The organism is Nocardioides albidus (assembly GCF_006335005.1).
Classification (GTDB): domain Bacteria; phylum Actinomycetota; class Actinomycetes; order Propionibacteriales; family Nocardioidaceae; genus Nocardioides; species Nocardioides albidus.
In genome coordinates this window covers 430,402-456,268 of record NZ_VDMP01000026.1, presented here as the reverse complement: position 1 = coordinate 456,268, position 25,867 = coordinate 430,402, and the positions used below count along the sequence as shown (strand labels likewise).

Genomic DNA, 25,867 nt, shown 5'->3' with positions numbered 1-25,867 from the left:
CTTCGCGGCCTCCTGGCCACACTCACGCTCGTCGCCTTCGTGGTCGGGGTGCCAGTCGTGCTCATCGCCATCGACGCGCTGCCCGACCCGAGCGCGTTCACCTGGTCGAGGCTGACGGCCCAGGACGACGGCACGCTCGCGCTCCAGGTCATCACCGCTATCTGCTGGATCGCGTGGGCCGTCTTCACGTGCCAGCTCGTCGCCTCGATCGTGTCGCAGGCTCGCGGCATCCGTACGCCGCGCCTCCCAGGTCTCGCGATTCCTCAGCTTGCCGCAGACCGCCTGGTCGCGGCCGCGGCGCTGCTGTTCGTCGCCGTCCCCACGGTCAGCGCCGTACTGCCCCCGCATCGGGCGCATGCGGCAGTCGCCGCGCCGCTGCCGGACGAGCCGCAGGTAGCAGTTGCTCCGGATGCGCCGGCCGAGCCTCGAGCAGAAGAGCACGCGCAGACGATGCAGCCGCAGACCGAGCGCTACACGGTCAAGCGCGGCGACAGCCTCTGGAAGATCGCCGAAGAGCGACTCGGCGACGGCACGCGGTACGTCGAGCTCGTTGCCCTCAACGAGGCCGTCCTCGACGGGCGTCCCGACTTCCTCCTGCCCGGGACCGTGCTCAAGGTCCCCGCCGCGGACGACCCTTCGGGCGGCTCGTACGTCGTTGAGCCGGGTGACACCCTCTCCGAGATCGCCGAGGATCATCTAGGCGACGCCGACGCATATCCGTCGATCTTCCGGGCATCACGCGACACCGTGCAGCCGAACGGCGCCCACCTCTCCGACCCCGACCTCATCCTCCCCGGCTGGAAGCTCACGATCCCGGGACAGTCGGATCCGGTCGAGCCTCAGGAGCCGAAGCACGTCCAGGAGCCGCCTCGGCACGACGCTACTCCACCTACCGACGGAGCTACTCCGCCCGCTCCCGGAGCATCCGACCCCGACCCCGAGCATGCTTCCGCCGACTCCGACGAGGACGAGACCACCCCGATCTGGCTGCTCCCGGGACTGGCCGGCGCTGGGGCACTCCTGGCCGGGTCGCTCTGGCTGGTGCTGCGACAGCACCGGCGAACCCAGCTCCGCTATCGCCGACCCGGAAGGGTCATCGCCCCACCGCCGGACGAGTTGCGCGCTGTCGAGAAGTCCGTGCAGGTGTCGGGATCCGTCACCGCCCATCCGATCGAGGAGCTAGATGCGGCGCTCCGTGGCCTGGCCCCTGCACCTCGCCTGCTCTCCGTCCGGCTCTCTTCCAGCCGGATCGTGCTGACGCTCGCGGAGCCGACTGAACTCTCCAAGCCATGGACTGGAGACGGCACTGCATGGCAGCTCGCTGTCGAGGCGGTGCCGATTCCGCCTCCCGATGCAATGTCGCCGTACCCGATGCTCGTCAGCGTCGGGAAGGCCGACGACGGATCACTCGTCCTGCTCAACCTCGAGGAGCTTCGCGCGCTGGCGCTGAACGGGGACCGCGATGCAAGCGCGGCGCTCGCTCGCCATCTCATGGCGGAGTTGGTCGTCAATCCTTGGGCCTCTCCCGTGCACATCGAGGCGCTGGGAATCGGTGGAGAGCTGGCCTCGATCAACCGCGACTTCGTCCACGTCCACGACCCCGGAGACGACGCGTTCCTTCGCGCTCTGGCCGACGACCTCGCGACCGCCAGCCCGATCGGAGAGCCGGATGAGTTCCACGCCGCGGTCATCGCAGGCGGCGACAGTGGTCCGGATCTGACGCACTTGGCCGGGGCCCTCGTTGGCTTCTCGGGACGCGCTGGCCTGGCTCTGGTCAGCGTCGGAGGAGAACCGTGCCCGCCGTTCGTCGACGTCCACCTGAGCGCCGAGGGCCGTCTGCGGATCCCTTCTCTTGACCTGGAGCTCGCTTCCGCGGGGCTGACTGCTGCGGAGGCGGAGGCGTGTGCCGCGCTGATCGATCTCACCACGGAGGCCCAGGTGGTGCCGGTCCCCCGTGCCGCCGACGAACGGACCGTGACGGATTGCGCGGGCGCGCTCGTCGACGAACTCACCGACCCGCGTCCCGAGGAGCAACCAGCTGGCGCCTCGTCACTCCTGCCGCTCGACGCCCAGGTCTACGCCGACCTGGCGGCCACGACGGTCGACGATGTCCAGACTCTCGCGCCCAACGCTTCTCCGGAAGCCGCAGGGGCCGTCCATGCCTACGATCCGGACCTGGACGAGGACCTCGCCCGATGGGATTCCCCGGTTCCCGCGGCCCCGAAGGTGACCTTGCTGGGTCCGGTCACGGTCAGGACTCTGGGCGACGCAACAGCCACGGCTCACCGCCGGCCCTACTACGTCGAGTTCCTCGCCTACCTCGCGCTCCACCCGAACGGGGTCACCGCGGAGAAGCTCGCAGAGGACCTCTGCATCCGTCCTCAGAAGGCGCGGTCCGACCTGAGCATCATCCGGAAGTGGCTCGGACAGAGCCGGGCGGGCAAGCCGTTCCTCCCCCGCGCGCAGCAGACCCACCAGGACGGCGTCCCGGCGACCTACGCCCTCGACGGGGTCCTCTGCGATCTCGACCTGTTCAGGCGCCTCCGTGCCCGCGGCCAGAGCCGCGGCGCCGAGGGGCTGGCAGACCTCATCGCCGCGCTGCACCTCGTCAGCGGAGAGCCGTTCACCGACCTCCGCAAGGACGGGTGGGGATGGCTTCTCGAAGGCGACCGACTCGACCACATCATGACAGCGGCGATCGTCGATGTCGGACACATCGTGACCACCCACGCGCTTACCGTCGGCGATCTAGACCTGGCCGACTTCGCGTCCAGCGTCACACTCGCCGCCTCGCCGTATGACGAGATCGCGACCCTCGACCGCGTCGCGGTCGACCGAGCCATGGGTGACGTCGAAGGAGCCGACGCGCGGATGCGAGACGGCATCTCGAACCGCAGTGATGACGACTACGGCCCGATCCGACTGCCGGCTCGAACCACGGAAGTCATCGACGGCAATCCGCAGCCCCACGCAGCACCCCGCCGAACGGGATGACACCCGCGTGGGGCCCGTGCCAGCGCGCGAGTCCCGGACATCCCAATCGCAACGTGGAACCTCGAAGGCAAGCGGGTCGCTCAGGTGGTCCGTCACCTAGCCAATGGACCTCGACCGGCTCGACTTGCACGACTTGGGCGACGCACAGAGCCGGGCATGGCGATGGGGCGCACGGTTGACCGTGCGCCCCATCGGGGTTGTCCTAGGACTTGCGGAGCTTCTTGGCGGAGCGCTTGTCGAGCGCGGCGACCGGCTGGATGTTCTTGCTGGTCTGCTTCCGGATCTCGCGTGCGGTCTCGGGGAGGCGCACGTTCTTGCTGTAGTTCGCGTACTGCTTGGTCAGGGTCGGAGTGAGGTCCTTGGTGACCGGGACGGTCGCGACGTTGGCCGCGATCTGGCCGCTGAGGAGGACCTTCTTGCCGATGTCGGTGATCTTCTTGAAGCCCATGGGTCAGTCCTCCTTGGTGAGGTTCTCGAGGTACTCCTGGTGGTCGGTGAGGTCCCGGGCCTGGGCGACCGCGAGGTCGAGGCGCCGGTAGTCCAGGTCGGGCGCGGGGAGGCGGGCCTTGGAGCCGGTCAGTCCGTGGTAGCTGCGGGCGAGGCTGATGGCCTTGTCCTGGCGGCTGCCGGTGACGAGGTGCTCGGCGCTGGTGCGGGTCTGCTCGATGAGACGGTTGAGCTTGGCGATCCGGATGCCGGTCTCCTCGATCCGGAGCTTGCGGGCGTTGTTCAGGCCCTCGATGGTGGCCTCGCGGCTGCGGAGCTGGACGCTGAGGTGCTGGACGCGGTCGGTCTGGTCCGACCCGTTGTCGTACTCCGCGGTGTAGTTGAGGTAGGCGCCGAAGCCGAGCAGGAAGCCGAACAGCGCGGCGAGGGCGTACACGAGCACCGGCATGACCTCGGCGGCGAGCCCGTCGACGATCACGCGGGAGGCCATGACCACGACCGCGGCCGTCACAACGGCGACGAGGGCGGCGATCTCCAGCCTGATGCGGCGCCGGTTCTTCGAGTCGGTCTCGATCGTCGAGGAGTCGCCCTTGAACGCCCGGTGGCGGCGGCCCATCCCGCGCGCGACCAGGGCCAGCATCAGGGTGCCGAGGATCGCGAAGATTCCGGCGATCGAGGCCTTGATCGTGGTGCCGGTGTCGGAGCCGATCAGGCGGTAGTTCACGTTGAACAACGACAACAGCGCGTACAAGAAGACGGGGAAGTCGATCAGGAGCAGGCCGATTTCCTTGAGCTTGTTCCGCGTCTTGAGCGTGTGCTTCTTGGAGCCGTTCCTCTGGTCGCTGCTGATCTCGGCGCGGAGCGCGTCGTGCAGGGTCTGCGCCTCCTCGGGCGTGAGCTTCTCGCCGACGGCGCCGCGCATCGGGCTGGTCCGGACCTGCTCGATCTGGGTGGAGAGGACGTTGATCTCGGCCATGAGCGGGCGGATCGCCTTGATCTCCGGCTCGATCTCCTTGGTGACCTGCCGGTTGAGCTGAGCCTGCGCGGCCTTCTCCGGCTTAGCACGGACGGCGGCCTCGTTGTAGGTGAGGAACGCGCCGTCACGGGGGAGGGGGAACCGAACCGCCTCGTCGGCAAGGTTGTGGACCGCGATCACCTGGTTGAACGGGATCGGCCCGAGACCGAGGCACGAGGTGATCGTGTGCCGACGCGGGATCCCCGGCGTCGGGGTATCGAACCCGGCGTTGCGGGCGTAGCTGTCGGCGTGGATCTCCGGCGGCGTGTTGTTGTTGTCGATGGTCATGGTGACTCCTCCTGCCTAGTTCTTCCTGGTGGTGATGACGAGCTCGACGACGCGGTTAAGGCGAGCGAGCTTCTCGACGTACGTCCCGGCCTCGCCGGGGGTGTTGTCGACGATCTGGTGCGAGGTGTTGCCGAAGCCGGTCGCGGTCCCGATGACTCGACGAGGAGCGCCGAGTTCGAGGAGACGCCGCAGGACGGCCTGTGCCCGCGCCTGGGAGAGGGCGATGCCATCGCCGCCGCCGGGGACCTCGGCGGCGTGTCCGATGGCGTCGACGACTCGGTCGGCGGGGCAGCGGCGCAGTGACCGGGCGATCGGGGCGAGGATCTTGCCGGCGCCGGGGGTGAGGACTGCACTCTCCGACTCGAACGCGACGTCGCCGTCGACCGTGACCGTGCCGATGCAGGTGGTCGTCACCTGGTTGAGGTTCACGACGGGCACATCGAGGGTCGAGGTCGAGTCCATGGTGCTCGCGGGCCCGTCCGTGGCGGAGCACGAGGAGGCGCCAGTGCGGCGACAGATCGTCATCCACAGGTGTGTGAGCGCGGTACGGGCCGCGGTCCCGGGCACCGGCTGCTTGCTGTTCGGCGCGGGGTATCCGAGTCCGGCGAACACGATGGACCGGCCGGTCGCGTGAGGAATGTTCGCGGGGTCGATGGCCTTGGCAAAGCGCTCCGGGTACAGCATCCAGTCGCCCGCCGCGCGGAGGTCGACCGGCGCCGTTGTGCTGAGCCCGGAGGTCACCACGATGACCGTCCCGCCCGTGGGGGTGGTCTCGAGAGCGGTGTCGAGCACTCCGAGGACGTCCAGGCCGGCAGTGCCGGCGTGGAGGTTGGCAAGGGAGGTGGTCATGTCGGCGACCCGGCCGTCGATCTTCTCCGCCGCCTTGTCGGGGTCCGCCTCAACCTCGTCGCCGCGCATCGGTGTGAGGTCCGTGGTGCCGGCGAGGCCGATGGTGCCCTGAACGACCAGGCCGACCTTGCCGTCGCCCGGGAAGAGCGCCTCGGTCGCGTGCCGGAGGAGGTCGTCGTGGAGGAGGTTGATGGCGCCGCTCGGGGCCGGGTCGGCTGCGGTCGCGGTGAACGCGATCGTCAACGCTGCTGGGCTATCCGGGCCCTTGCAGCCGGTCAGCCCACCAAGGGTCAGCAGCGTCGCAAGGATGAGGGTCGTCGCGACTCGGACGGATCGGATCATTACGGGCTCTCCTTCGGGCTTCTGCCGCACGCCCAGACGTGGGACGTGCCGTCACGAGGAACACGACCGGAGAGCGCGGAGTGCGACAGAGTTGAAAATCACCTCGAGTTGATGTCGCGAATTGAGCGGCAGGCGCGTGTAAATAGCGTGGCGAAACGCGACCGATCCGCCGGCACGCTGGTTCGGACAACTCCCCGGATCTTGCGACGACCGGGTCGAAGCCATGGAACGATCCCTCCGTGGCCGACACGAACGCGGAGGAGTTCTCCGAGTACGTACGGGCACGGGAGGTCCGCTACGTGCGGCTCGCCTACCTGCTGTGCGGCAATCAGGCCGATGCCGAGGACCTGGTGCAGGACGTCTTGATGGCCTGCTATCCGAAGTGGCGAAGGATCACTCAGAATGGCGATCCCGACAAGTACGTGCGCGGCGCGATCGTCAAACGGTCACGGGGCCTTCCCAGGCGAGCATTCCGACGCAAGGAAGCACTCGGCTCGGCGGTCCCCGACGTAGCCGATCCAGAGCTGGATGTTGCCGAGCCGGTCTTCCGGGTGATGGCTCTACAGAAACTCAGCCACGTAGCGCGAGTAGTGGTTGTTGCGCGGGTCGAGGCCGGCCTCAGCTGGCAGGAGATCGGGGAGCTCGTCAACTACTCGCCCCGGCAGGCGCAGCGGATCTACAACGACGCCCTGGAGGAGCTGCGTTCACACTTGGGAGGTGGTGGCTGATGATCGACCGGGAGCGGCTCGCCATCGAACGGATGATTCGGCGCGCGGCCGCCGACGTGCGGCCGAGCTCCGGATTGCACGATCGGATCATGGCTGGCGGGCGGCGACGCGAGAGGCGACGCACTGTGGCGCGGCGGACCAGCGTCGCCGCAGCAGCCGCAGTTTGCATTGCTGGACTCCTGGGCGTGCTGTCGCTGCGCGGCGAGTCCGGGTTCGACGAGGCAGACGTCGCAGCGCTCCGCCAGGACTGTGCGGTTGAGCTCCAGCCTGGTCCAAAGGACCCAAGCCTGCCGCCCGCGCGAGATCCAGACGGCGACGGGATCAAGACCAGCGCGCGCGTCACCGAAGGCGAGGTGTCAGTCACGACCGGGCCCGATTTGGTGATCGCCGTGCTCGTTTGGAATCTCAACGACGCGAAGTTGTGCGTTCGGTCGGTCGGCACGCACGGAATGCGGGTCGTCGACGTGCCAGACGCAGCGCGTGTGGGGAGCGTCAGCAAGAACAACCTCGTGCTCTTCAAGTTCAGCGACATCGACGAGGACCTCTACATCGTCGCTGGTCACGTGATGGGTCTCATCGACAACAAGGAGAACGAGCCGCGCGATCCCTACTACGTCACCTTCCCCGACCATGCGCCAGGGGCGATCACCAAGACGGGCGACTATTGGCTCGGCGCCTTCGATGCCGATCATGCATTAGGCCCTGATGACGTCGTCCAGATCATGTTCGTAGGCAAGAAGGATCCGACGTCGCAGACGATCGAGGTGAACGGAAGTGATTTCGAGGACGCGTCGTAGCACAGGCAGCCAACGGGCCACGGGCAGGGCGACTGACTGGACCGTTGATGACGACGCCCGTTGGCTCGCGGCGTGATCGAGTCGTCGATCGACGGACTCGAGCGAGGCTTTGAGTTCCGGGGTCAAACTCGTCGATGGCTGCGAACTCGTCGGCCGAGCAGGTTCGGCTCAGGCGCCGGCTCAACCAAGACCCAACGCGCTGGCCGACCAGTCCACTCTCAACGCAAAACCGCGAGAGCGGTGGTCTCAGCCGCCGTTCGGAACTGCCAACTGGATGCCGCGGGCGGGGGATCAAAGTTTCGCACGAATGTTTGTCTGCACCCCAGCGCGCAGACTCGCGGGGTGAAACGGCTGTCGCAACGCCGGCCGCACACGGCGCCCTGACGACCGCCGGGTCGACAGCGCGCGTCGCTGGCTCGCGGAGCACCGCGACGCCGACGTGGCCTGGCCTGGTACGAGTGGGCGCTTTGGGACAACGACAACGCGAACGGCCTCAGCCAGCCCAGTGCCCGCCACAAGTCGACCGGCTAACTCTGCCCCTCGTCAACGGGTCGACCGCAACGAGGTAGGGATACCTCCTGACCTGCGCAAACGCAGGTATCCCCCTCTCGAATCCGGCCAGGTATCCCGAAATCGTGGATACCTGGCGGCGCATCGTCGGGGGCATGTTCGACCCCAAGAACCCGGACCCGACGTGGTCGGTGTCGACGATGCAGCGAGTCGCTGACGAGCCGACGCTCGCTGCCGCGGCGCTCCGGTACGCCAACCTCGGCATCCCCGTCTTCCCATGCGTTCCCGGCGGGAAGCAGCCACTCACTCCGAACGGCTTCCACGACGCCACCTCCGTCGCCCGCGTCGTCCACGCATGGTGGCAACGCACCCCTGACGCGAACATCGGACTGCCCACAGGCGCGCCAACCGGCGTCCTCGTCGTCGATGTCGACGTGCACGCCGACGCGAGCGGATTCGACGCCTTCGAACGAGCGAGGAACCAGGGGTTCGGAAACGACTGGGCGTGGCTGGTGCGCACACCTTCGGGCGGGCTCCACGCCTACTACCCGAACGTCCGCGGCCAGGAGCAGCGCAGCTGGCAGGCCCCCGCCGCACACATCGACTTCCGCGGCGACGGCGGCTACGTCATCGCTCCCCCGTCGCGCGTCCCAGTCGAGGGCGCCCAGCGGTCGTACGACGTCATCGCGGTCGCCACGCACCCGGCAAAGCCAGTCGATGCGGTCGAGCTCCGCCGGTTCCTGGAGCCACCCCGACCAGTGCGGACTCTCCCGCAGCCCGGCATGTCCGCCAAGGGGTGCCGACCCGACGCCCTCGCGCGAACGGTGGCGCTCACGCCGGAGGGCGGCCGCAACCACGCGCTCTTCTGGGCGTCGTGCCGGATGGTCGAGAACGGGCTGAGCCACGCGGATGTCATGGGCTGGCTAGGGCCGGCAGCACAGTACGCCGGGCTCTCGGACCGCGAGATCGAGACCACGGTCAACTCCGCGTTCCGCATCGCCACCCGGCTGGGCCCGGGGAGCCGCCCGGGCCCTACCCCAGCGAGTGAAGGGATCCACCTGTGAACACGCACGCCGAGTACCGCCGCCACAGCTATCGGCCGCCCGAGCGTCCGAGCCCTGCCGAGGTGGTCGAGCCCACCGCCAGCGAGCTTGCACGGCACCGTGATCCGTCACTCGGGCCTGAAGAGCCGGCACGCCAGCAGACGCAGAAGCGGATCGCCTGGGTACGCCCCACTGAGCTCGGCTCCTACCTCGGCCCAATGGTCGGCCGCGGGATCGATCTCCAGACGGAGCTTGTACGACGAGCGCGCCGTACGCCGACCACGACGACCCGAACGCTCCGCCACACCGGACCAGACCGATCGGCGGCGCCCGCCGTGAGCCAGGAAGGACTGGGATTGTGAGCGCCTCGTTCACCACCCCTGAAGGACTCCGCGCACTCCTTCAGCGCCTCCACGACCGAGAGAGCGTCGGCTACTGGGCCTGGCGGCAGGACCCCGAGGCGGAGCGGCTGATGGAGTTCACGATCCGCAAGTACCGAGCCCTCGCGCGCACTCACAACTGCGAGCCGGAGGACTCGGCCTATGCCGCCTTCGAGGCCATGCGCACGCGCGCGGTGCGGTGCGCCGACGACCCGTGGGCCGTTATCACCCGCGCCGTCCAAGTCAGCCTGATCGCAGAGGAGCGCGCGGCCGGGCTGCTCTGCTCGACGGCCCAGGCACGTAGGCGGGAGGTCATGCGCCACCACGACGCGCGCCGCTTCGGCGAAGACGAAACAGGCTTGCTCGAACTTCTCACTGAGAGCAGGGGTCCCTCGCCGGTGGACCCGGCGCCGTCGGCGCCGCGGTTGAAGCCCGGGGAGGCTACGCCGACGACAGCATTCGATGCACTCAACCTCGTGATCAGCATGTTCGTCGCCCTCGGCTGGCCGAGCAGCAGCGCAACCTGCACGCTCGACTACATCGCCACACGGCTCATGGAGGCCGGCGACCGCCACGTCGCCCACGCATACCTTCGACGTGACCTGGCAGGCCGCGTGGCCCTCGACCTGGACCGCGACTCGTGGGCCACCGTGCTGCGGATCGTGCTCGGCAACCCGGACAAGGCCGCCGCGGCGACCCGAGCCGGCGTCGGCGTACTCGCCGTGCTGGTCTGCGACTGGAAGGTCGTCGACCTACTCGCCGACGACGGGCTCGTCGTGGAGATCCGCGACTCCGCCCCGAAGGTCGCCAGGAGGATCGATGTCTGACAAGGGACACATCGAGCTCGAGCGACAGATCGATTCGATCACCGTCGGCGTACGCCATCGTAAGGACCCGGGCGACCTGAATGCGCTGATGAAGTCGATCGAGGAGGTCGGCCTGCTCCAGCCTGTCACCATCACCCCTGACGGTGTCCTGATCTGCGGCTGGCGCCGGCTCGAAGCGTTGCGTCGGCTCGGTCGGCGCACCTTGAACGTGTGGGTCCGCTCAGGCATCTCCGATCAGCTCTCGCACCTGCTCGCTCAACAGGACGAGAACGAGCAGCGCAAGCCGCTCTCCCCGGTGGAGACGGCGCGGCTGTACGCCGAGATCAAGATGCTCGAGCAGGAGGATGCCCAGCGTCGAATGGCCGCCACGCAGTTCGGCGGTGGAGGTCGCGATGGCGGAGCCTCCGGCTCCGGGGATTCCCCGGAGCCGGGCGGTGACGCCCGAACTCGCGCAGCGCAGCGGCTGACGGGCAGGGACGCATCGCAGCGCCTCGAGCAGACCAACTGGATCGAGTCGGTCTCCAAGGACGAAACGCTGGGTGAGTCCGTCCGCGAGTTCGCAGCGAACATGCTGACGGAGATCGACGGCGGTGCCCCGGTGTCACCTGCGTACAAGCGGGTCAAGGCCGCCGTCGAACTGGCTACCCAGCCGACTCCCCCGTCCCAGGAGGAGCAGGACGAAGTCGCCCGCCTCGCCGCCGAAGCCCTCAAGCGCGTCCAGGAGGAGGAGAACGCCCAGCGCCTCCGCGCTCTGAGGAGCAAGGCCAAGCGCGCACCGAAGCACCACAGCCCGCGCTCGTTCGTACTGATGTGGTCCGAACTCGAAGGGTGGACCACGCTGTACGACGTCGCGGAGCTCGCGGCAGCCCTCAAGGATGACGACTGGGCGCGCTTCGAGCGCGTCGTCGCCGAGACGATCGAACTGCGCGACCAGCTCCGTGAGGCACGTTCGGCGGCCGCGTCGGCCTGATCGGCGTACCTCCCGAGTGTCCGCCACTCGACCTCGGAGCCTCGATGCGCAACCTCACCTGGCGCCAGATCGCCGTCATCCTCGGCTGCGTCCTCACCCTCGCGACCCTCGCCGTCGGCGTCTACGGCCTCGTCCGTGGACCCCAGTCCGCCGAGTCCACCCCGGCTCCTCCAACGCCCGGGGAGTTCGGAGCGGTCCCGGAAGAAGCGGCTCCGGTGGTCACGCTTGAAGATCGCGCGCTCCCCCACACGAACGATCCGATCGCGTACTCACGCGCCGTCGCGTCGTCACTGTTCGACTGGGACACCAGCCTCGGCTTCCTGCCCACCGACTACACCGCCGCCGTCCTAGCCGACGCCGACCCTTCTGGTGAGGAGACGCCCGGACTGATCGCCGACGTGGCCACGTACCTCCCGACGGTCGACCAATGGCTCGACCTCGGGGCAATGGAGGTACGGCAGACGCTCGAGATTGATGACGCGTACGTCCCCGAGTCCTGGACCGCTGCGGTCCAGCAAGCCCACGGGCACCTCCGACCGGGCACGACGGCCGTCACTATCACCGGCACGCGGCACCGGAGCGGCGTGTGGAACGGCGAGAGCGCCGAGTCGTCGCACCCAGTCGCGTTCACCGTCTTCGTCGCGTGCGAGCCCTCGTTCGATCGTTGTCAGGTCCTGCGGCTCTCGCAGGTCGACAACCCACTCAGGTGACGACGCCGTGGGCATCAAGCTGCTCGCGGTTGGCGCGGCGGCCGCCGTACTCCTCGCCCCCGGCGCAGCCGTCCTCGGCGTCGCAACGCTGATCAGCCCCGCGGCGGCCGGATCGGGCAGCTGCATGTGGGATGGTCAGGCGACCGAGAGCCTCGGCGTCAGCGGCCCGGTGCCGGACAGCCTCAGCGCGACGAACACCAACGGTGAGACCGTCACCCTCAACCAACAGCAGCTCACCCGGGCCGCGGCGATCATCGCCACCGGCCAGAGCGAGAACATCCCGGCCCGCGGCCAGATGATCGCGGTCATGACTGCGCTGACCGAGTCGTCGCTTCGGGTCCTGTCGAACACCGGCGCCTACCCCGACTCCGGCGACATCCCGAACGACGGTGACGGCAGCGACCACGACTCCGTGGGCCTCTTCCAGCAACGGCCCGCCGCCGGATGGGGCAGCGTCGAGAACCTGATGGACCCCGTCTGGTCATCCCGTGCCTTCTACGGCGGACCCAGCGGCCCGAACCACGGCTCGCCGCGGGGCCTGCTCGACATCGACGGATGGGCATCGATGGATCCCGGTGCAGCAGCCCAGGCGGTGCAGGTCTCGGCCTATCCCGACCGGTACGCCGTTAACCAGCCGATCGCGGAGAAGGTTCTGGCGACCCTGAGCGGCGTATCGCTCTCGAGCGAGTTCGCCTGTGCCCAGTCGGCGGGCGAGGTGCCGATGAACCTTCCCCCGGGGTTCGCGGGTGACTTCATCAAGGCCGCCGCATCGCAGCTCGGCAAGCCCTACGTCTGGGGCGGTGGCAACTTCGAGGGGCCGACCGGCGGCGGCTTCGACTGCTCCGGCCTCGTGCTGTACGCCGCGTACCAAGCGTCCGGCGGACGCATCCGTCTCCCCCACTACTCCGGCGACCAGATCCACGCCGGCACCGGCATTCCCTGGGCGCTCAAGCGACCAGGCGACCTCATCTTCTTCAGCTACCCCGGCGCAGGCGGCCCGCATCACGTCGCGATCTACGTTGGCGGTGACCGGATCCTCCACGCGCCACGGACCGGTGACGTCGTTCGCTACGGGACGATCGGCGAGTTCTCAGGCGCGGTCATGACCGTGCGCCGCCTGGGTTGATTACGAGCTGGGCTCGTCGGCACCGCCTTTGAGCAGGAACTCGTTGATGTCCTGCGAGCCGAGATTCGCGCCCTCCGGCGGCAGGAGGCCGCGCGCACGCAGCCACTCATACGCGGCGCGGTTTCGCTCGTAGAAGCGCCGCTCGATCTCGGCATCCTTCGCCGCGTCCCCCGTCACCTGATGCATGGAGGCTGGGGTCTCCAGGTGCTCTGAGGTCCCATCTGCGTGGAACCGCTGGGCGCTCATCCCGGCCATGCGGTGCTCGGAGAGGAAGTCGAGGAACCAGCCCCGGCCAGCGTCGGCCCAGGCCCAGCCGACGTGCATGCCACGGTGGAAGGAGTGACCGTTGTCGACGGCAACAACGATCTCTGGCGTGACGGCGAGGTACTCGCCCGGGACCGTGCGGAGAGCGGCCTCCGCGCACCGCAGCTTGTCAGGGTTCATGCGCCTGACCGTACGGCGGACCCACGACGGAACGACATCAGTTCTTGTTGTGGCCAAGCGAGCGAGCGTGAAGGACTTCCTTCCAATACGACTCGCGCTCCAAGACGTGATCGTCGTCGGTACGCATCGACCAGAACTCGAGGAGGGCGAACTTCATGTTGGCAGCGAAGTAGTCCGCACCCTTTTCGTCCAAGAGCTCCTTGAGACCCACGTTGTTCCCGTGGAGAGTCGCGGCGTAGGTGCTCCAGCGGTGCCAGATCCCCGTATCGCCGTAGGCCGATCCGACGTACCGAGCGCCTGTCGTCTGGTCGTGGATGACATAGACACCCTTCATGTGCTCGAGGGCGATCCGCCAATCAGGTCGCTGCTGGCTGACGATGACTTGGAGGTCGGCGAGCGCGTGGTTGATGCGATCGTGACCTGGGAAAGGGTCGCCTGCGAAGGCTTCTTCGAGGATGGACGACACGGTCATCTCATCGAGGCAAGACTCCATGGTCCGACGGCGCTGACGCCCGGCCAGGTGCAACCTGACGTAGAGACGGCGGACGAAAGAACCCATCAGGTCGTCGCGCGGGATGACGTCGTAGGAGTACGTCCTCGGCTCCGGACGCCGGGCCATGACCTCCCAGATCCCCCCGAAGAGCCACAGCGTCAGGTCATGGCGATCCTGCGCAAGAGAGAAGATGAACTGCCGATTGAAGTCGTTCTTGTCGCCGCGCCACGCGTTCCAGCGCTGCCACTCGTCAGGGTCGTTGACAAGAACATCGATGGGGTAGTTCTTGCCGTTGAACACCGCGCAGTGCAGCTTGCACGCCGCCGGGTCGAGGTCCGCGGGAATGAGCGCTGCAAGCGGAATCGGCTGCATGAGCGGAGCGTACGCCGAGGGACCGACGTCCAATTCGTTCGTTGTGAATGACCGTGCACCTGATGGCATGCACGCGAGAAGCCAGATCAGAGCCGACGTTGGCCCCGATTTTGGAGCCGTCCGGGGTGCTGGCGATCTTGGCTCCGTCGTCGGTGCCCTGTTGACCTACGGCCTGATCGTCGCCGTACTCATGCTCATCGTCTCGGCGACGACCTGGGCGATCGCTTCCAGCTCAGGAAGTTGGCACACAGCTCAGAAGGCGAAGCTCGGCTGCCTCGTCGCGATCGGCGGAGCGGCGCTCACGGGGGCCGCACTCACGTGGGCCAACTGGCTGCTGGACATCGGCCCGCACCTCTAGGACGTCCGCCCGTACGACGTCAGGAGTCCCTCCGATGGACCTACTCACAGCAGCACTCCTGCTCCCCCTCGACATCTCGATCGATCCGAACTCCAACGGACTGCCCGGGATCGGCCAGCTCAAGAAAATCGTCGGAGCGTCGATGACGGTCGGGCTTGTACTCGCCGTACTGGCGCTGATCATCTCGGCGATCGTGTGGGCGCTGGGTGCCAACTCGTCGAACCCTCACCTGGCCGGTCGGGGCAAGCTCGGCGTACTCGTCGCCCTCGGCGCCGCCATCGTCTGCGGCGCCTCAGTGACTCTCGTGAACTTCTTCTGGAACGTCGGCCAGCAGGTCTGAGGAATCGATCATGGGTGTCTGCGACGTACCGGTGATCCACGAAGTCTGCAACGCCGCCGGCGACGCGGCGGGCGCGGTCATCACAGCGCCGTTCGACTGGCTCGCTCAGGGCATGGGCGGCGCGGCCGAGTGGATGTTCACCTCGGTCTGGAAAGTCATCGACACCACGACGTACGTCGACGTGACTAGCGGCGAGTACACGAAGGTCTACAACATCATGTTCGGCGTCGGCGTCTTCGTGATGCTCGGCTTCTTCATGCTCCAGGTCATCGGCGGCATGATCCGCCGCGAACCAGCCGCACTCTCCAGAGCCGCCCTCGGGCTGGCCAAGTCGATCCTCGGATCCTTCGTCGCGCTCGCCCTGCTCGCAACCGCGCTCGAGATCACCGACCAGCTCTGCATCGGCATCGTCAACGCAGCGGGCACCAACATGAACGAGATGGGCGACAAGGTCGCCGTACTCGCCGCAGGACTCGGCGCCATCAACCTCAGCGCCCCCGGCGCCGGCGCGATCCTCACGATCTTCCTCGCCAGCCTCGCCATCATCGGCGCGATGGTGGTGTGGATCAGCCTGCTGATCCGCAAGGCCCTGCTTCTGATCGCGATCGTCTTCGCACCGATCGCGCTCGCGGGCGCCAGCTGGGACCACACACGGACGTGGCTGAGCCGCTGGGCGACCTTCGTGATCGCGATGATCCTGTCGAAGGTCGTCCTCGTAGTGATCTTCCTACTCGCCACCGCCCAGGTCTCGGCGCCGATCGACGCCGACCTCGAGTCCGTCAGCCAGCCGATGGCGGGCGTCGTACTGATGCTGATGGCCGGGTTCGCGCCGTACCTGACCTACAAGGCGATCGCCTTCATGGGCTTCGACATGTACCACGCGATGTCGGCCGAGCAGGAGGCCAAGTCGTCACTCAACCGCCCGATGCCGATCCCGCTGTCTCGCCGCACCGGCAGCGAGCCGGCGAAGGTCCTGGGCGGGGGCGGCGCAGATGGTGGCGGCGGTACGACGTACGGCGCCTCGCCTGCGGCCACGGGTCCATCCACGGGCGGGCCGTCAGGTGGAACCGGCGGCGGAGGCGCCGCAGCAGGTGGTGCTTCCGGAGGTGCTGCGGCGGCGGGCGGTGCCGTTGCCGCTGGAGTCGTCGTCGCGAAGGAGGCGGCAGCGGCCGGTCCTCGGCTCGGCAACTTCGTCGCCGCCCACGCGACTGGCCAGGCACAGGCACATGAGTCCGCTCCTTCGACCGTCCCGCCCCCAGTCGCGGACTCGACGCTGGTCGACACCGCCGGGAAGAAGTGATCGACCGTGGCCACGACGACCAACGAGCCGGAGCTGACCCCGATCAAGTTCTCGCGCCTGACCCGACGCGGCGTCCTGCTCGGCCTCTCCGGCCCCCAACTCGTGATGGCCAGCCTCGCGTCGGGCACGTTGATCATCGGCCTGTACGTCGGCGCCGTGGTGATGACCTTCCCGATCATCCTGCTCTTCGTCACGCTGGCATTCGTCGGCGTCGGAGGGCGCAAGCTCATCGAGTGGGCACCGATCGGCGCGCGCTGGCTCTGGCGATCAGCGGGTGGGCAACTGCTATACCGCCGTCGAGTCGTGAAGCCGCGGCCAGCCGGGACACTGGCGTTGCCCGGCGACGCGGCGCGCCTGCGGCAGTGGGTCGCCCCTGAGACCGACACCGTCATGATTCACGACCCGCACGCAGCGACCCTGACCGCGATCGTCGGTGTCTCCCACCCCGCGTTCATCCTGCTCGACCCGGCTGAGCAGGAACGCCGTGTCGTCTCGTGGGGCCGGGTCCTCGCGACGGCATGCCGCTCCGGGCGAATCTCCTCCGTCCAGGTCATGGAGCGGACGCTGCCTGACTCCGGCAAGGGCCTGGCGGACTGGTGGGAGCAGCACGGCAACCGCTCAGGCTCGTGGGCGTCGACGACGTACGGCGAGCTGGTCGACCGTGCGGGCCCGGCTGGCGAGCGCCATGCGTCGACCGTTTCCATCTCGTTGGACATGAAGGTGGCCGGGCGAGCGATCCGGGCTGCCGGCGGAGGTATGCGCGGTGCGGCCGCCGTACTCCGGCAGGAGATGTCGACCATGTCGGCCGCCCTACGGTCCGCCGACCTCTCCCCCGGCGAATGGCTGACGCCAGGCGACCTGGCGCTGATTCTGCGGTCCGCGTACGACCCGGCCGTCGCGGGCGCACTTGAGCGCCAGGGCGACATCGGACGGGACCTCGCCACCGCGGGCCCCGTCGCGGTCACCGAATCGTGGGGCTCCGTGCGCAGCGACTCCGCGCACCACTGCGTGCTCTGGATCAGCGAGTGGCCGCGGTCCCTCGTGTACCCCGGGTTCCTCGCGCCCTTGTTGCTGTCCTCGGGGATCCGGCGGACCTTCACGCTGCTCTACACCCCGATGCGTACCGACCGCGCTGCCCGCGACATCCGCAAGAAGAAGACCGAGTACATCTCCGACGCCGCCCAGCGACAGAAGATCGGGCAGATCGAGGACGCCCAGCAAACCGCCGAGTACCAGGACGTCCTTCAGCAAGAGGCCGACTTGACGGCCGGGCACGGTGTGCTGCGGGCGACCGGGTTCGTCGCCGTCAGCGCGAGCGATCCCGACGAACTCGAGCGCGCCGTCGCGGCGATCGAACAGGCCGCGATCCAGGCGTCCTGCGAGACGCGGCGTCTGTGGGGGCAGCAGGCTCAGGGCTTCGCGTCAGCCGCTCTGCCGCTGGCCCGCCCAGTATGAGTCGCCCGCCGCCATGGCGCACGGCGGCTCAGCGACTTAGAGGTCAGGCTCCAGGAGCAGCACCAGCCGCACCACATGCCACAGATTCTGCGAAAGCTGGGACAGACGCACATATCTTCGGTCATGCTGACCTCAGATCCCGCAGGAGACCCGAGACTCCTGCGGGATCTTCATGTTCTGGCCTGCAGTCCCACCGAGCATTCCGACGCGGCGCCCCGTTTGCATACGCGGGCCGTAGCAGGGGTTCCGTCGGACGGGAGGGCTACCGTCCCGGAAGACGGCCGAGAGACCTCGTCCGACGAATTTGCAGTCGCGCCGGCGAGGATTTGGAAGGATATCGAGCATGAGCGAGCAGGCGCCCGAGGGCTGGTACCCGGACGGACACGGGAACGAGCGGTTCTGGGACGGTGCGGCGTGGACCGAGCAGGTTCGAGCACTGAGCGTCGGCGATGCAGCCGACAAGAAGCCTGGCGCCTTCTCGAAGCTCGGGTCTGCAGTGAAGGCCAAGGCAGCCGAGAAGAAGGCGTCCAAGGAGGAGGCAGCACGGCGGCACGCTGAGAACGCTCAGGCCGCCGGCTCCTTGGTGACAAGCGGCGTGTTCGGAACCTCGACCGTCGAGATCTACGAAGGCGGATTCGTCCGTGTCGCCTCGTGGCCTGAGCGCGTCAACGGAAATGGCCCCTGTCCGATCGACAAGAAGACACCCTACGAGCGTCTGCGCTCGATCAAGTACACGGGACCAAGCGATGAGTCATCCGGTGGACCGTCCGCTCTGGAGGGCGCGGTGGGGCCAGCCGTGGCGAAGCTGCTGAAGGGAGGCAAGGGGCTCATGAAGGCCAGCGCCCCTGGCATGGCAGCCGCCGGGATCGGACACCTCGCTTCCAATGCCGCGCGAAAGTCATTTCTCACAATCGCCACCGACCAGCGGATCCACACGCTCGACAACCAGAGCACGAACAGCGTCGGCCTGAAGACCAGCAACAAGGGACACAACGAGGTCGGCATCGCGCTGCAAGAGGCAGGAAACGCGATCCTCGGCATCTCATCCTCCGAGCCCGGGCCCGTCGCAGATGTGCCACACCACGTTCCGGCGGCCCAGGCGCCGCCAGCAGAATCTGCCGCCGCACCGACGGCCGCCGCACCGACGATCGGAGACCGACTCCGGGAGTTGGCTGCGCTGCATAAGGACGGGATTCTCTCGGACGACGAGTTCGCGGCAGCGAAGGCCACCCTTCTCGGCGGCTTGTGATGTCAAACAGCGCGAACTGGGGAGTCCCTTCAGACATGCCGCCGCCTGGTGGCGCAGGGCCGGCGCCTGGCGCGGGCGGAACGCCGCCACCCGCGATGCCGCCGCCGGTGCCGGGCACGGGCGCTAGCGCGCGGTTCGCAAGAGCGCACCAGCCGCCCCTGCAGACACCAGTGCAACTGGGAGTGCAGCCTTACGGGTACATGGCGGCACCGGCCAAGTCACTCGCGATTGCGTACCTGCTGTGGTTATTCCTCGGCATCTTCGGCGTCCACCACTTCTACCTCAGCAAGGTCGGCCGTGGCGTGGGTTACCTCCTGACATTCGCGTGGTGCACCATCGGCTGGTGGATCGACCTGTTCACGCTTCCGGCACAGGTGCGCCAGGTGAATCTTGCCCGCAGTATGGGTCGGCGATGAAGCGGGGGACTTGATGGCGTGGGGCAAGGATTACGAGGAATACGACGCCAAGGTCCGAGTTCCGAAGGGCACGAAACTCGACAAGTCACGCAAGACCACTGGCGCACACCGTGCGCTCGCGCGCGACTCAGACGGAAACCTGGCGGGGCAAGCGGAGATCTTGCTCCAGAAGAAGGCCAAGGATCCAGAGCCGAGGTCACGCCGGAGCCCGAGTCCCCGCTCGCCGTCGAAGGTTGACGCGTGGACGACCACAGAACCCGAGCCGGACATCTCCCAGCTTGTTCCGTTGGCGCTCGTCGCCGTAGCCGGTATCGCGGCTGGCGCGGCCGGCGTCGCGCTTGCAAAGAACCGCAAGCGGCAGCGTGACGCTGGACGGCAGGCAGTCGCCCAGCCCACGACCGCACCGCCAGGCTGGTACGACGTCACCGGTGATCCAACGCGCCTGAGGTACTGGAACGGATACGGCTGGACCAACGATTACGCGCAGCGAGCTGGAGCCACGGCGATCGCCGCGGATTGGTATCCGGATCCTTCCAATTCGGCGCAACTTCGCTACTGGGACGGAGCGGCCTGGACCCACCACGTCGCACCCGTACCGGGTACGCCGACAACTCCCGCTGATTGGTACCCAGACCCATCGAATCCAGCGCAACTTCGCTACTGGGACGGCAGAGCGTGGACGGGCCATGTGACGTCTGGTCCAAGCACGTCAGTGGGCGTGTACACAAGCGCGCCCGACGCTTCTCGGCAACTCTCGCGAGACGAGCAGATCAGAATGAGCAACGCCGAGTGGCAAGCACACGTGCGAGCCTGGCTTCAAGCGGGCGCGATCCAACAGGAACTATGGCGCCGCCTGTCGAACGCACACATCCAGGACGCGGACCAATCGACACTGGCGGCTCAGCGGCGCATGGAGGAACTCAGCCCCGAAGAGGGTGCCCGCCGCATTCATCAGATGCTCGAGGCCAACCCCGGCCTTCGCGACCCGTCCGCGTTCGCCAATTTCATGGCGATGTTCGGCGGTCAGCCGGGTGCCCCGCTGATGGTCGAGAGATTCCGCGAGTAGCAGGCGTCCCCGGCTGACCGATGAGGGTCAGCACGGCACGGCAGGACGTGCGCACCTGATCGACGAAAGATCATCGATCAGAGGAGCCACCGATGCCTACCTTCAACGACCCGGTCGCCGACGCCGACGAACTCCGGGAAGCAGTCCGCGGCCTTGCTCACGCGACGCGAACGATCGACGATCCGACCGCGATCTACGCGGTTCTGGGTTCCATCAGTTCCGCCCTCGCATCCCTGAGCCAGTCGCTGCACCAACTCGGCGAGTTCCACGACGGGCCGACTCGCAAGCAGGCCTGGATGAACGGCGATGCCAACGCCGGGCGCGCCGCGTCGTACAGGGAGTCCTGGGAGCTGCATCGCGCCGCCGAGATGATCCACCAGGTCGCCGAATGCGTGGATCGGGCGCACGAGATCGAGGCGACGATCGCCTACGACATCCGCGACTACGCCGCATTCGCTTCAGTTCAGCGCTCCACACACCAGCCGGGGATGTCGCTGTGACCGGGTGGCGGGACGGGCGCCTCCACTCCGCCGTTCTCGTCTCACCGAGACGAGAACGGCGGCACGACCGCAGGCTCCGCAAGGCCGCGGCGCGAGAGCTCCTGTCCGCCGACCGCGAAGCCCGGCGCGCCGACGCCAAGCGCAAGGCCGAAGAACTGTCAGCGGAGAAGCGTGCGACCGTGACGCTCCCCCGCGCCGGCGAATCCGGCCCCGCCGCACTGCGGACTCCCGGACGATTCCGCGTGCCACGCCACCAGGACACCTCGGCGACCCTGGCGGGCGGGTACCCCTTCCTCGCCGAAGGCGGACTCGGCAGCGAAGGAGTGTTCGTCGGCCAAGACCTCTACTCCGGTAGTTCATTCGTCTACGACCCCTGGATCCTCTACGCGCGCGGCCTCATCACCGCACCGAACCTCGTCCTCGCCGGGATCGTCGGCTCCGGCAAGTCCTGCCTCGCCAAGAGCCTCTACACAAGGGCGATCCCGTTCGGCCGCCACGTCTACGTCCCCGGCGACCCCAAGGGCGAGCACACCGCCGTCGCAGAAGCCGTCGGCGGACGGGCCATCGCGCTCGGCCATGGCATGGCCAACCGCCTGAACCCGCTCGACGAAGGCCACCGTCCGTCCGGATACGACGACGCCCAGTGGGCCAGCCAGGTCGCATCCCGTCGCCGCGACCTCGTCGGCGCCCTGGCGGAAACCGTGCTCGAACGCCGGCTCACCCCACTCGAGCACACGGCCGTCGACATCGCCATCGACCGCACCGTGCGCGGCGCCGACATACCCGTCCTCCCGATGGTCGTCGACCGACTGCTCACACCCGATCCGACCGACGACCCCGATGGACGACTCACGGAAGACGGACGACTCGTCGGTCACGCACTCCGGCGCCTCGTCGCGGGCGACCTCGCCGGGCTCTTCGACGGCCCCTCCACGGTGGCGTTCGACCCGAGCCTCCCGATGATCTCCCTCGACCTATCCCGCGTCACCGAGAACGCCACCCTCATCTCGGTGTTGATGACCTGCGCATCGGCGTGGATGGAATCCGCGTTGCTCGATCCGAACGGCGGCCAGCGCTGGGTCGTGTACGACGAGGCCTGGCGCCTCATGTCTCACCCCGCCCTGCTGCGCCGGATGGACGCTCACTGGCGCCTCGCGCGGCACTACGGGATCGCGAACATGCTGATCTTCCACAAGCTCACCGACCTCGACAACGTCGGCGACTCCGGCTCCGCCATGCGCGCGCTCGCCTCGTCGCTCCTAGCGAACGCCGAGACCCGCATCGTCTACCGCCAGGAAGCCGACCAGCTCGGTGCAACGTCGGCGGCACTGGGGCTCACTGGCACCGAGCAGTCACTGATCCCCACGCTCGGCACCGGCCAGGGATTGTGGCGGATCAAGAACCGCTCCTTCGTCGTCCAGCACCAGATGCATCCCGCCGAGCTCGAACTCTTCGACACCACCGGACGCATGACAGGAGCCCTTTAGAAGTTCGCGCGAATATTGACGCTTCTGCGCGGAACCTGAGCATCCGTCGGCGTGTCAGCCGTTGCGGACGCTCACGTTCACGGAACCCACGCTCACCTGCGATGCCCCGGACGATGCCTCAACTGGTCGCCTCCTGTCGAGATGCAGTGGCGGTTGGCCGTCGCCCCGAATGAAGCCCGTCCGGTCTGGAGGTTGCGAGGTCCGCGAAGGTGCCAATTCGCCCCATGGCACACAGGCTTTGGGGCGGCGGTCAGTGGGATGGCGGGCGCAGGTCCACACGGCTTGGCCAGGGGTTCGGCTGGCAGCCGTCGAGCCCGATCGTCTGTTGGAGCATGACGGGCGCAGGCTCGTTGGCTTCTGGGCAGTCAGCGTGTGGATAGCCCAGTGCGTGGCCGGTTTCGTGGTTGACGACATAGCGCCGGTAGGCGGTGAGCGCGTTGTTGTAGCTCTCGGCGCCGTGGCGCCAGCGCCACGCGTTGATGACGACGTTGGCTCCGTTGCGGCAGGAGAGTCTGCCCTCGGTTTCCAGTGGCGCGCAGAGTTCGTCGGCTGTCTCGGGACTTGCAAGGATGACCCTGAGGTCCGCTTCGTGGTCGACGCGCACCAATCGGTGTTCGCCGGTACTACTCCAGCCGCGCGTGTCGGAGAGCGTCTCCTCCACGAAGGTTGCTACCTCGGTGGGCGCGAAGGGCAGGCCGTCTTCGACTTCCACGCGGTAGGTGGTGGCGGTCCCGGCTTCCTGGGGATCTGCGGGTGCGACCCGAAAGGTGCCGGGGCCTGACTCGGGGATGGGGTCGGGTACGGGGACGGCGCCTTTTGCGTGGCGTGGTGATCCATTGCGAGGAGTCAGCGAGGGGGGCGCCTCAGCCGCTGCAGTGGGCGACGGCGTTGGAAGCGCCTGGGTGGTCTGCGGCGATCTCTCCGCGGTCGGCGCGGAGCTCGATCCGGGAGTGTCGAGATCGACGATGAATGCGGTGGGTACGCCGATCAGGGTTGCTGTCATCAGCGCGACGAGCCCGAAGACCCTTGTCGGATGAGGGGCTCGGTGGGCAAGTCGGCGGCTCCCGCGAGGCGCTGCGTGGCGCGCAGCGGCACGCGAGTCGAGTCGGTGTTTGGACATGGATCCGCCTATAGGACCTTCGTCCAGGTGTCGCCGTCGTCGACGGAGCGGATGACCTGGTCCTGGGTCGCGGCGTACCACTCCGTGCCGGTGATGCTGAACGCCGCTGGTTGGCCACCGATCGAGCCGTGTCGCGTCCACGTCTCGCCGGAGTCGTCACTGACGTGGATGGTTCCCGCCGGGTCGATGCCGACAACGTCACCTTCGGACGTGGTTTCGATGAGGACGAGGGGCGGCCCGGGGCGTTCTGCCGTGGCACCCGTGGTCGCGTCGATCTCTATGAGCTGGCCCTGGTTCATTGTGCCGAGCAGGCCGTTCGAATCCTCGGGATCCGCGCTGATGCTGAGCAGGGGAAGTTGCGCCACCTCTGTGAACGACTTCTGGTCCTGTGTGACGAGGAGGCGGCCGCTGGTGGCGTCGTAGGCGTAGAGGTCGTCGCCGACCTTCTCGAGGATGTGGAAGTCCGCTTCACCTTGCAGTGCGAGCGGTCGCCAGGTTTCGCCGGCGTCGGTGGATTCGATCAGCCCGAGGTGAGGCGGCAGGTCCTCGCGGAGATCGGGGTGTCCGCTGGCGAGGAAGCGGCCGGGCCCCGCGACGGTGAAGGCCATGGTGTCCTGCCAGCGGTCGGCGACGCGACGCGGTTCGCCGGATCGGTCGACGTGGAATAGGCCGTGGTGGGTGGCCACGTAGAGGGTGCCGTCCGCTGGGTCAACTCCCAGACCGTGGATGTGACCGACGGAGCGGTCGTCGCTGGTCGAGGGGACCGGACTGTCCGGCTCCTCGGCTCTACAACCAGCGAGAAGTAGAGCAGTGGCCAGCAGACTGATGGGGAGGTTTCGTCGCACTGGTTTTCACGCTTCCTTGGCTCCAGATCCGTTGCGGGCAGACCGGGGTCTGCCCGCAACCCAACGGGTCGTGAAGGGGTCAGGAGCCGAGGAGCTCGTTCATCGTGGTGATCTCGGCAGTCTGCGATTTTTCGATCTCTTCGGCCAGGGCGATGGCGTCGGGATGTTCGCCGTCTGCCTGCTCGGTCTTGGCCATCTCGATCGCGCCCTCGTGGTGCTCGATCATCATGGTGAGGAACATCTGCTCGAACTCAGTGCCGGACGCGGCTTCGAGGTCGTCCATCTGCTCCTGGCTCATCATGCCGGGCATGTCGGAGTCCATCTCCATCTCGCCGTCGCCGTGAGCGTTGGCATGGTCGCGCATCGTCTCGGGGACCGGCTGGTCCCACTCGTTGAGCCAGTCGACCATGGTCTCGATCTCGGGGCCTTGGGCCATCCGGATCTGCTCGGCGAGGGCGGCCAGTTCGGGCGAGAGGTCGCGGCCGTCGGTGAGGTCGACCATCGACAGTGCCTGGGCATGATGCTGGATCATGTCGGTTGCAAAGTCGACGTCGGCTTGGTTGAACTCCTCGCTCACGGGGATGTTGGAACCGTTGTGGCCATCGTGCCCGCCGTCGTTGCCACAGGCGGCGAGGGTCAGCAGTGAGGCCGCGAGTAAGGCGGCAGTCAGGGTCTTGCGCATGGGAGGTTCTCCTTGGACTGGTGATCTGGTTGCGGACAGGGGCGTACGCGAGACACCACGGGGTGTCTCGTCGTCGGCGACTGTCAGCAGCGGATCACGCAGAGGCGGAGAAGGTCGGGTGGGTCGCGCTCGCGGCTCAGCAGGATCGGATGTTGGAGGGCCGGCAGCATTGTTCGCATCAGCGGGATGCAGCGACGGAGGAGCAGCAGCGCAAGGCCCAGGACGAGTCCGCCGAGGACCGCCATGCACAGCCCGATCATGCCCATGCCGCCGCCCGACCCGGAACCGTCACAGCCGTCGTCGCAAGTGACCGCGTCGGCGTCCATCGCGGCAGCGTCGCCCGGAACCTGGCCCGAGTGAGAGGTCGCGAGCACAGACACATGATCGTCGCCGTGCAGCAGCGCGACGTGGGCCGGCGAGTGGCGAGATTCGGCGTGCATGCCCGCATGGGTGCCCCACCCGTGCATGGAGAGCAGCCCGAAGAGCGCCAGTGCGGCAACCACGAGCGCGTAGCGCGCCCGGGAGCTCCCGGCGATGCTTCGGAGGTCCTTCACGAACTCGATACTAGGCAATGCCGCTACCGCCTCATTGTTGGCGTCGTCGCCTGATGACGGGCAGGGGGTCACCCAAGTTCGCCGGCGGCTCGGGCACGGCTGACGAGCGTCTCCACGCCGTGCTCTCCCATTACGCCCGGATCTGCCACTACCGCGCCAG

26 protein-coding genes are annotated in these 25,867 nt (G+C 67.8%); 17 read left to right on the top strand and 9 right to left on the bottom strand.

Annotation, left to right across the window (positions count from 1 at the left end):
* Positions 1-57: 57 nt before the first annotated feature.
* Positions 58-2,994 carry a LysM peptidoglycan-binding domain-containing protein gene (locus FHP29_RS18020; RefSeq protein ID WP_158296628.1) on the top strand — a complete coding sequence of 979 codons (2,937 nt, stop codon included), beginning with the start codon at positions 58-60 and terminating at the stop codon, positions 2,992-2,994.
* Positions 2,995-3,196: 202 nt separating this feature from the next.
* On the opposite strand, the gene FHP29_RS18015 is transcribed toward FHP29_RS18020, so the two are convergent.
* The 3 genes from FHP29_RS18015 to FHP29_RS18005 are packed head-to-tail and all read right to left on the bottom strand — an operon-like array spanning position 3,197 to position 5,836.
* Positions 3,197-3,442 (bottom strand): hypothetical protein, encoded by a 246-nt coding sequence (locus FHP29_RS18015; protein ID WP_139624227.1) that lies wholly within the window; start codon positions 3,440-3,442, stop codon positions 3,197-3,199.
* 3 nt (positions 3,443-3,445) lie between these two features.
* Positions 3,446-4,744 carry a hypothetical protein gene (locus tag FHP29_RS18010; RefSeq protein WP_139624226.1) on the bottom strand — a complete coding sequence of 433 codons (1,299 nt, stop codon included), beginning with the start codon at positions 4,742-4,744 and terminating at the stop codon, positions 3,446-3,448.
* A 15-nt stretch (positions 4,745-4,759) separates the two neighbouring features.
* Complete coding sequence (locus FHP29_RS18005) at positions 4,760-5,836, bottom strand: OmpA family protein (protein ID WP_139624225.1); 1,077 nt, start codon at positions 5,834-5,836, stop codon at positions 4,760-4,762.
* A 338-nt stretch (positions 5,837-6,174) separates the two neighbouring features.
* On the opposite strand from FHP29_RS18005, the gene FHP29_RS18000 reads away from it, so the two are divergent.
* From FHP29_RS18000 to FHP29_RS17970, 7 genes are all read left to right on the top strand, one after another.
* Positions 6,175-6,663 carry a sigma factor gene (locus FHP29_RS18000; RefSeq protein WP_139624224.1) on the top strand — a complete coding sequence of 163 codons (489 nt, stop codon included), beginning with the start codon at positions 6,175-6,177 and terminating at the stop codon, positions 6,661-6,663.
* Positions 6,663-7,460 carry a hypothetical protein gene (locus FHP29_RS17995; protein ID WP_139624223.1) on the top strand — a complete coding sequence of 266 codons (798 nt, stop codon included), beginning with the start codon at positions 6,663-6,665 and terminating at the stop codon, positions 7,458-7,460. The genes FHP29_RS18000 and FHP29_RS17995 overlap by 1 nt, the downstream gene beginning before the upstream one ends.
* 665 nt (positions 7,461-8,125) lie before the next feature.
* A complete protein-coding gene (locus FHP29_RS17990) occupies positions 8,126-9,034 on the top strand; it encodes a bifunctional DNA primase/polymerase (RefSeq protein ID WP_205014226.1) in 909 nt (302 codons plus the stop codon).
* A 451-nt stretch (positions 9,035-9,485) separates the two neighbouring features.
* Entirely contained in the window at positions 9,486-10,220 is a 735-nt protein-coding gene (locus FHP29_RS17985) for a serine/arginine repetitive matrix protein 2 (protein ID WP_240044583.1), read from the top strand.
* Positions 10,213-11,190 carry a ParB N-terminal domain-containing protein gene (locus FHP29_RS17980; RefSeq protein WP_139624221.1) on the top strand — a complete coding sequence of 326 codons (978 nt, stop codon included), beginning with the start codon at positions 10,213-10,215 and terminating at the stop codon, positions 11,188-11,190. Before FHP29_RS17985 ends, FHP29_RS17980 begins: the two co-directional genes overlap by 8 nt.
* A 215-nt stretch (positions 11,191-11,405) precedes the next feature.
* Positions 11,406-11,900 (top strand): cell wall protein, encoded by a 495-nt coding sequence (locus tag FHP29_RS17975; protein WP_205014224.1) that lies wholly within the window; start codon positions 11,406-11,408, stop codon positions 11,898-11,900.
* Positions 11,901-11,907: 7 nt separating this feature from the next.
* Positions 11,908-13,026 carry a C40 family peptidase gene (locus FHP29_RS17970; protein WP_139624219.1) on the top strand — a complete coding sequence of 373 codons (1,119 nt, stop codon included), beginning with the start codon at positions 11,908-11,910 and terminating at the stop codon, positions 13,024-13,026.
* Here FHP29_RS17970 and FHP29_RS17965 read toward each other — a convergent pair whose 3' ends face one another.
* Together FHP29_RS17965 and FHP29_RS17960 are read right to left on the bottom strand one after the other, a co-directional pair.
* Positions 13,027-13,470 (bottom strand): hypothetical protein, encoded by a 444-nt coding sequence (locus FHP29_RS17965; protein WP_139624218.1) that lies wholly within the window; start codon positions 13,468-13,470, stop codon positions 13,027-13,029.
* 37 nt (positions 13,471-13,507) lie between these two features.
* Positions 13,508-14,335 carry a GIY-YIG nuclease family protein gene (locus tag FHP29_RS17960; protein WP_139624217.1) on the bottom strand — a complete coding sequence of 276 codons (828 nt, stop codon included), beginning with the start codon at positions 14,333-14,335 and terminating at the stop codon, positions 13,508-13,510.
* Between FHP29_RS17960 and FHP29_RS17955 the strand changes: the two genes are divergently transcribed.
* The 9 genes from FHP29_RS17955 to FHP29_RS17915 all read left to right on the top strand — a co-directional run bounded on the left by FHP29_RS17955 (position 14,334) and on the right by FHP29_RS17915 (position 22,506).
* Entirely contained in the window at positions 14,334-14,693 is a 360-nt protein-coding gene (locus tag FHP29_RS17955; RefSeq protein WP_240044582.1) for a DUF6112 family protein, read from the top strand. The two genes, FHP29_RS17960 and FHP29_RS17955, sit on opposite strands and share 2 nt — an antisense overlap.
* 34 nt (positions 14,694-14,727) lie before the next feature.
* Positions 14,728-15,033 carry a DUF6112 family protein gene (locus FHP29_RS17950; RefSeq protein WP_139624216.1) on the top strand — a complete coding sequence of 102 codons (306 nt, stop codon included), beginning with the start codon at positions 14,728-14,730 and terminating at the stop codon, positions 15,031-15,033.
* Between the two features lie 10 nt (positions 15,034-15,043).
* Positions 15,044-16,333 carry a TrbL/VirB6 family protein gene (locus FHP29_RS17945; protein ID WP_139624215.1) on the top strand — a complete coding sequence of 430 codons (1,290 nt, stop codon included), beginning with the start codon at positions 15,044-15,046 and terminating at the stop codon, positions 16,331-16,333.
* Positions 16,334-16,438: 105 nt separating this feature from the next.
* Complete coding sequence (locus tag FHP29_RS17940; RefSeq protein ID WP_240044581.1) at positions 16,439-17,788, top strand: SCO6880 family protein; 1,350 nt, start codon at positions 16,439-16,441, stop codon at positions 17,786-17,788.
* Positions 17,789-18,131: 343 nt separating this feature from the next.
* Positions 18,132-19,037: a DUF2510 domain-containing protein gene (locus FHP29_RS22285; RefSeq protein WP_139624340.1), complete on the top strand. Its 906-nt coding sequence runs from the start codon at positions 18,132-18,134 to the stop codon at positions 19,035-19,037.
* A 200-nt stretch (positions 19,038-19,237) separates the two neighbouring features.
* Positions 19,238-19,453 (top strand): TM2 domain-containing protein, encoded by a 216-nt coding sequence (locus tag FHP29_RS17930; RefSeq protein ID WP_139624213.1) that lies wholly within the window; start codon positions 19,238-19,240, stop codon positions 19,451-19,453.
* Between the two features lie 13 nt (positions 19,454-19,466).
* On the top strand, positions 19,467-20,519 hold the full coding sequence (locus FHP29_RS17925) for a DUF2510 domain-containing protein (protein ID WP_139624212.1): 1,053 nt from the start codon (positions 19,467-19,469) through the stop codon (positions 20,517-20,519).
* A 92-nt stretch (positions 20,520-20,611) separates the two neighbouring features.
* Entirely contained in the window at positions 20,612-21,019 is a 408-nt protein-coding gene (locus FHP29_RS17920) for a hypothetical protein (protein ID WP_139624211.1), read from the top strand.
* The gene (locus tag FHP29_RS17915) at positions 20,908-22,506 is read left to right on the top strand and encodes an ATP-binding protein (protein ID WP_338036852.1); all 1,599 of its coding nucleotides are present in this window, start codon (positions 20,908-20,910) and stop codon (positions 22,504-22,506) included. The genes FHP29_RS17920 and FHP29_RS17915 overlap by 112 nt, the downstream gene beginning before the upstream one ends.
* A gap of 250 nt (positions 22,507-22,756) precedes the next feature.
* Here the strand turns inward: FHP29_RS17915 and FHP29_RS17910 are convergent, their stop codons facing one another.
* The 4 genes from FHP29_RS17910 to FHP29_RS17895 form a co-directional block, all read right to left on the bottom strand.
* Positions 22,757-23,509: a DUF3152 domain-containing protein gene (locus FHP29_RS17910; RefSeq protein WP_158296627.1), complete on the bottom strand. Its 753-nt coding sequence runs from the start codon at positions 23,507-23,509 to the stop codon at positions 22,757-22,759.
* 125 nt (positions 23,510-23,634) lie between these two features.
* Entirely contained in the window at positions 23,635-24,471 is an 837-nt protein-coding gene (locus FHP29_RS17905; protein WP_338036851.1) for a F510_1955 family glycosylhydrolase, read from the bottom strand.
* Between the two features lie 79 nt (positions 24,472-24,550).
* The gene (locus FHP29_RS17900) at positions 24,551-25,153 is read right to left on the bottom strand and encodes a DUF305 domain-containing protein (protein ID WP_139624207.1); all 603 of its coding nucleotides are present in this window, start codon (positions 25,151-25,153) and stop codon (positions 24,551-24,553) included.
* A gap of 83 nt (positions 25,154-25,236) precedes the next feature.
* Entirely contained in the window at positions 25,237-25,779 is a 543-nt protein-coding gene (locus FHP29_RS17895) for a DUF6153 family protein (RefSeq protein WP_240044580.1), read from the bottom strand.
* Positions 25,780-25,867: the final 88 nt, after the last annotated feature.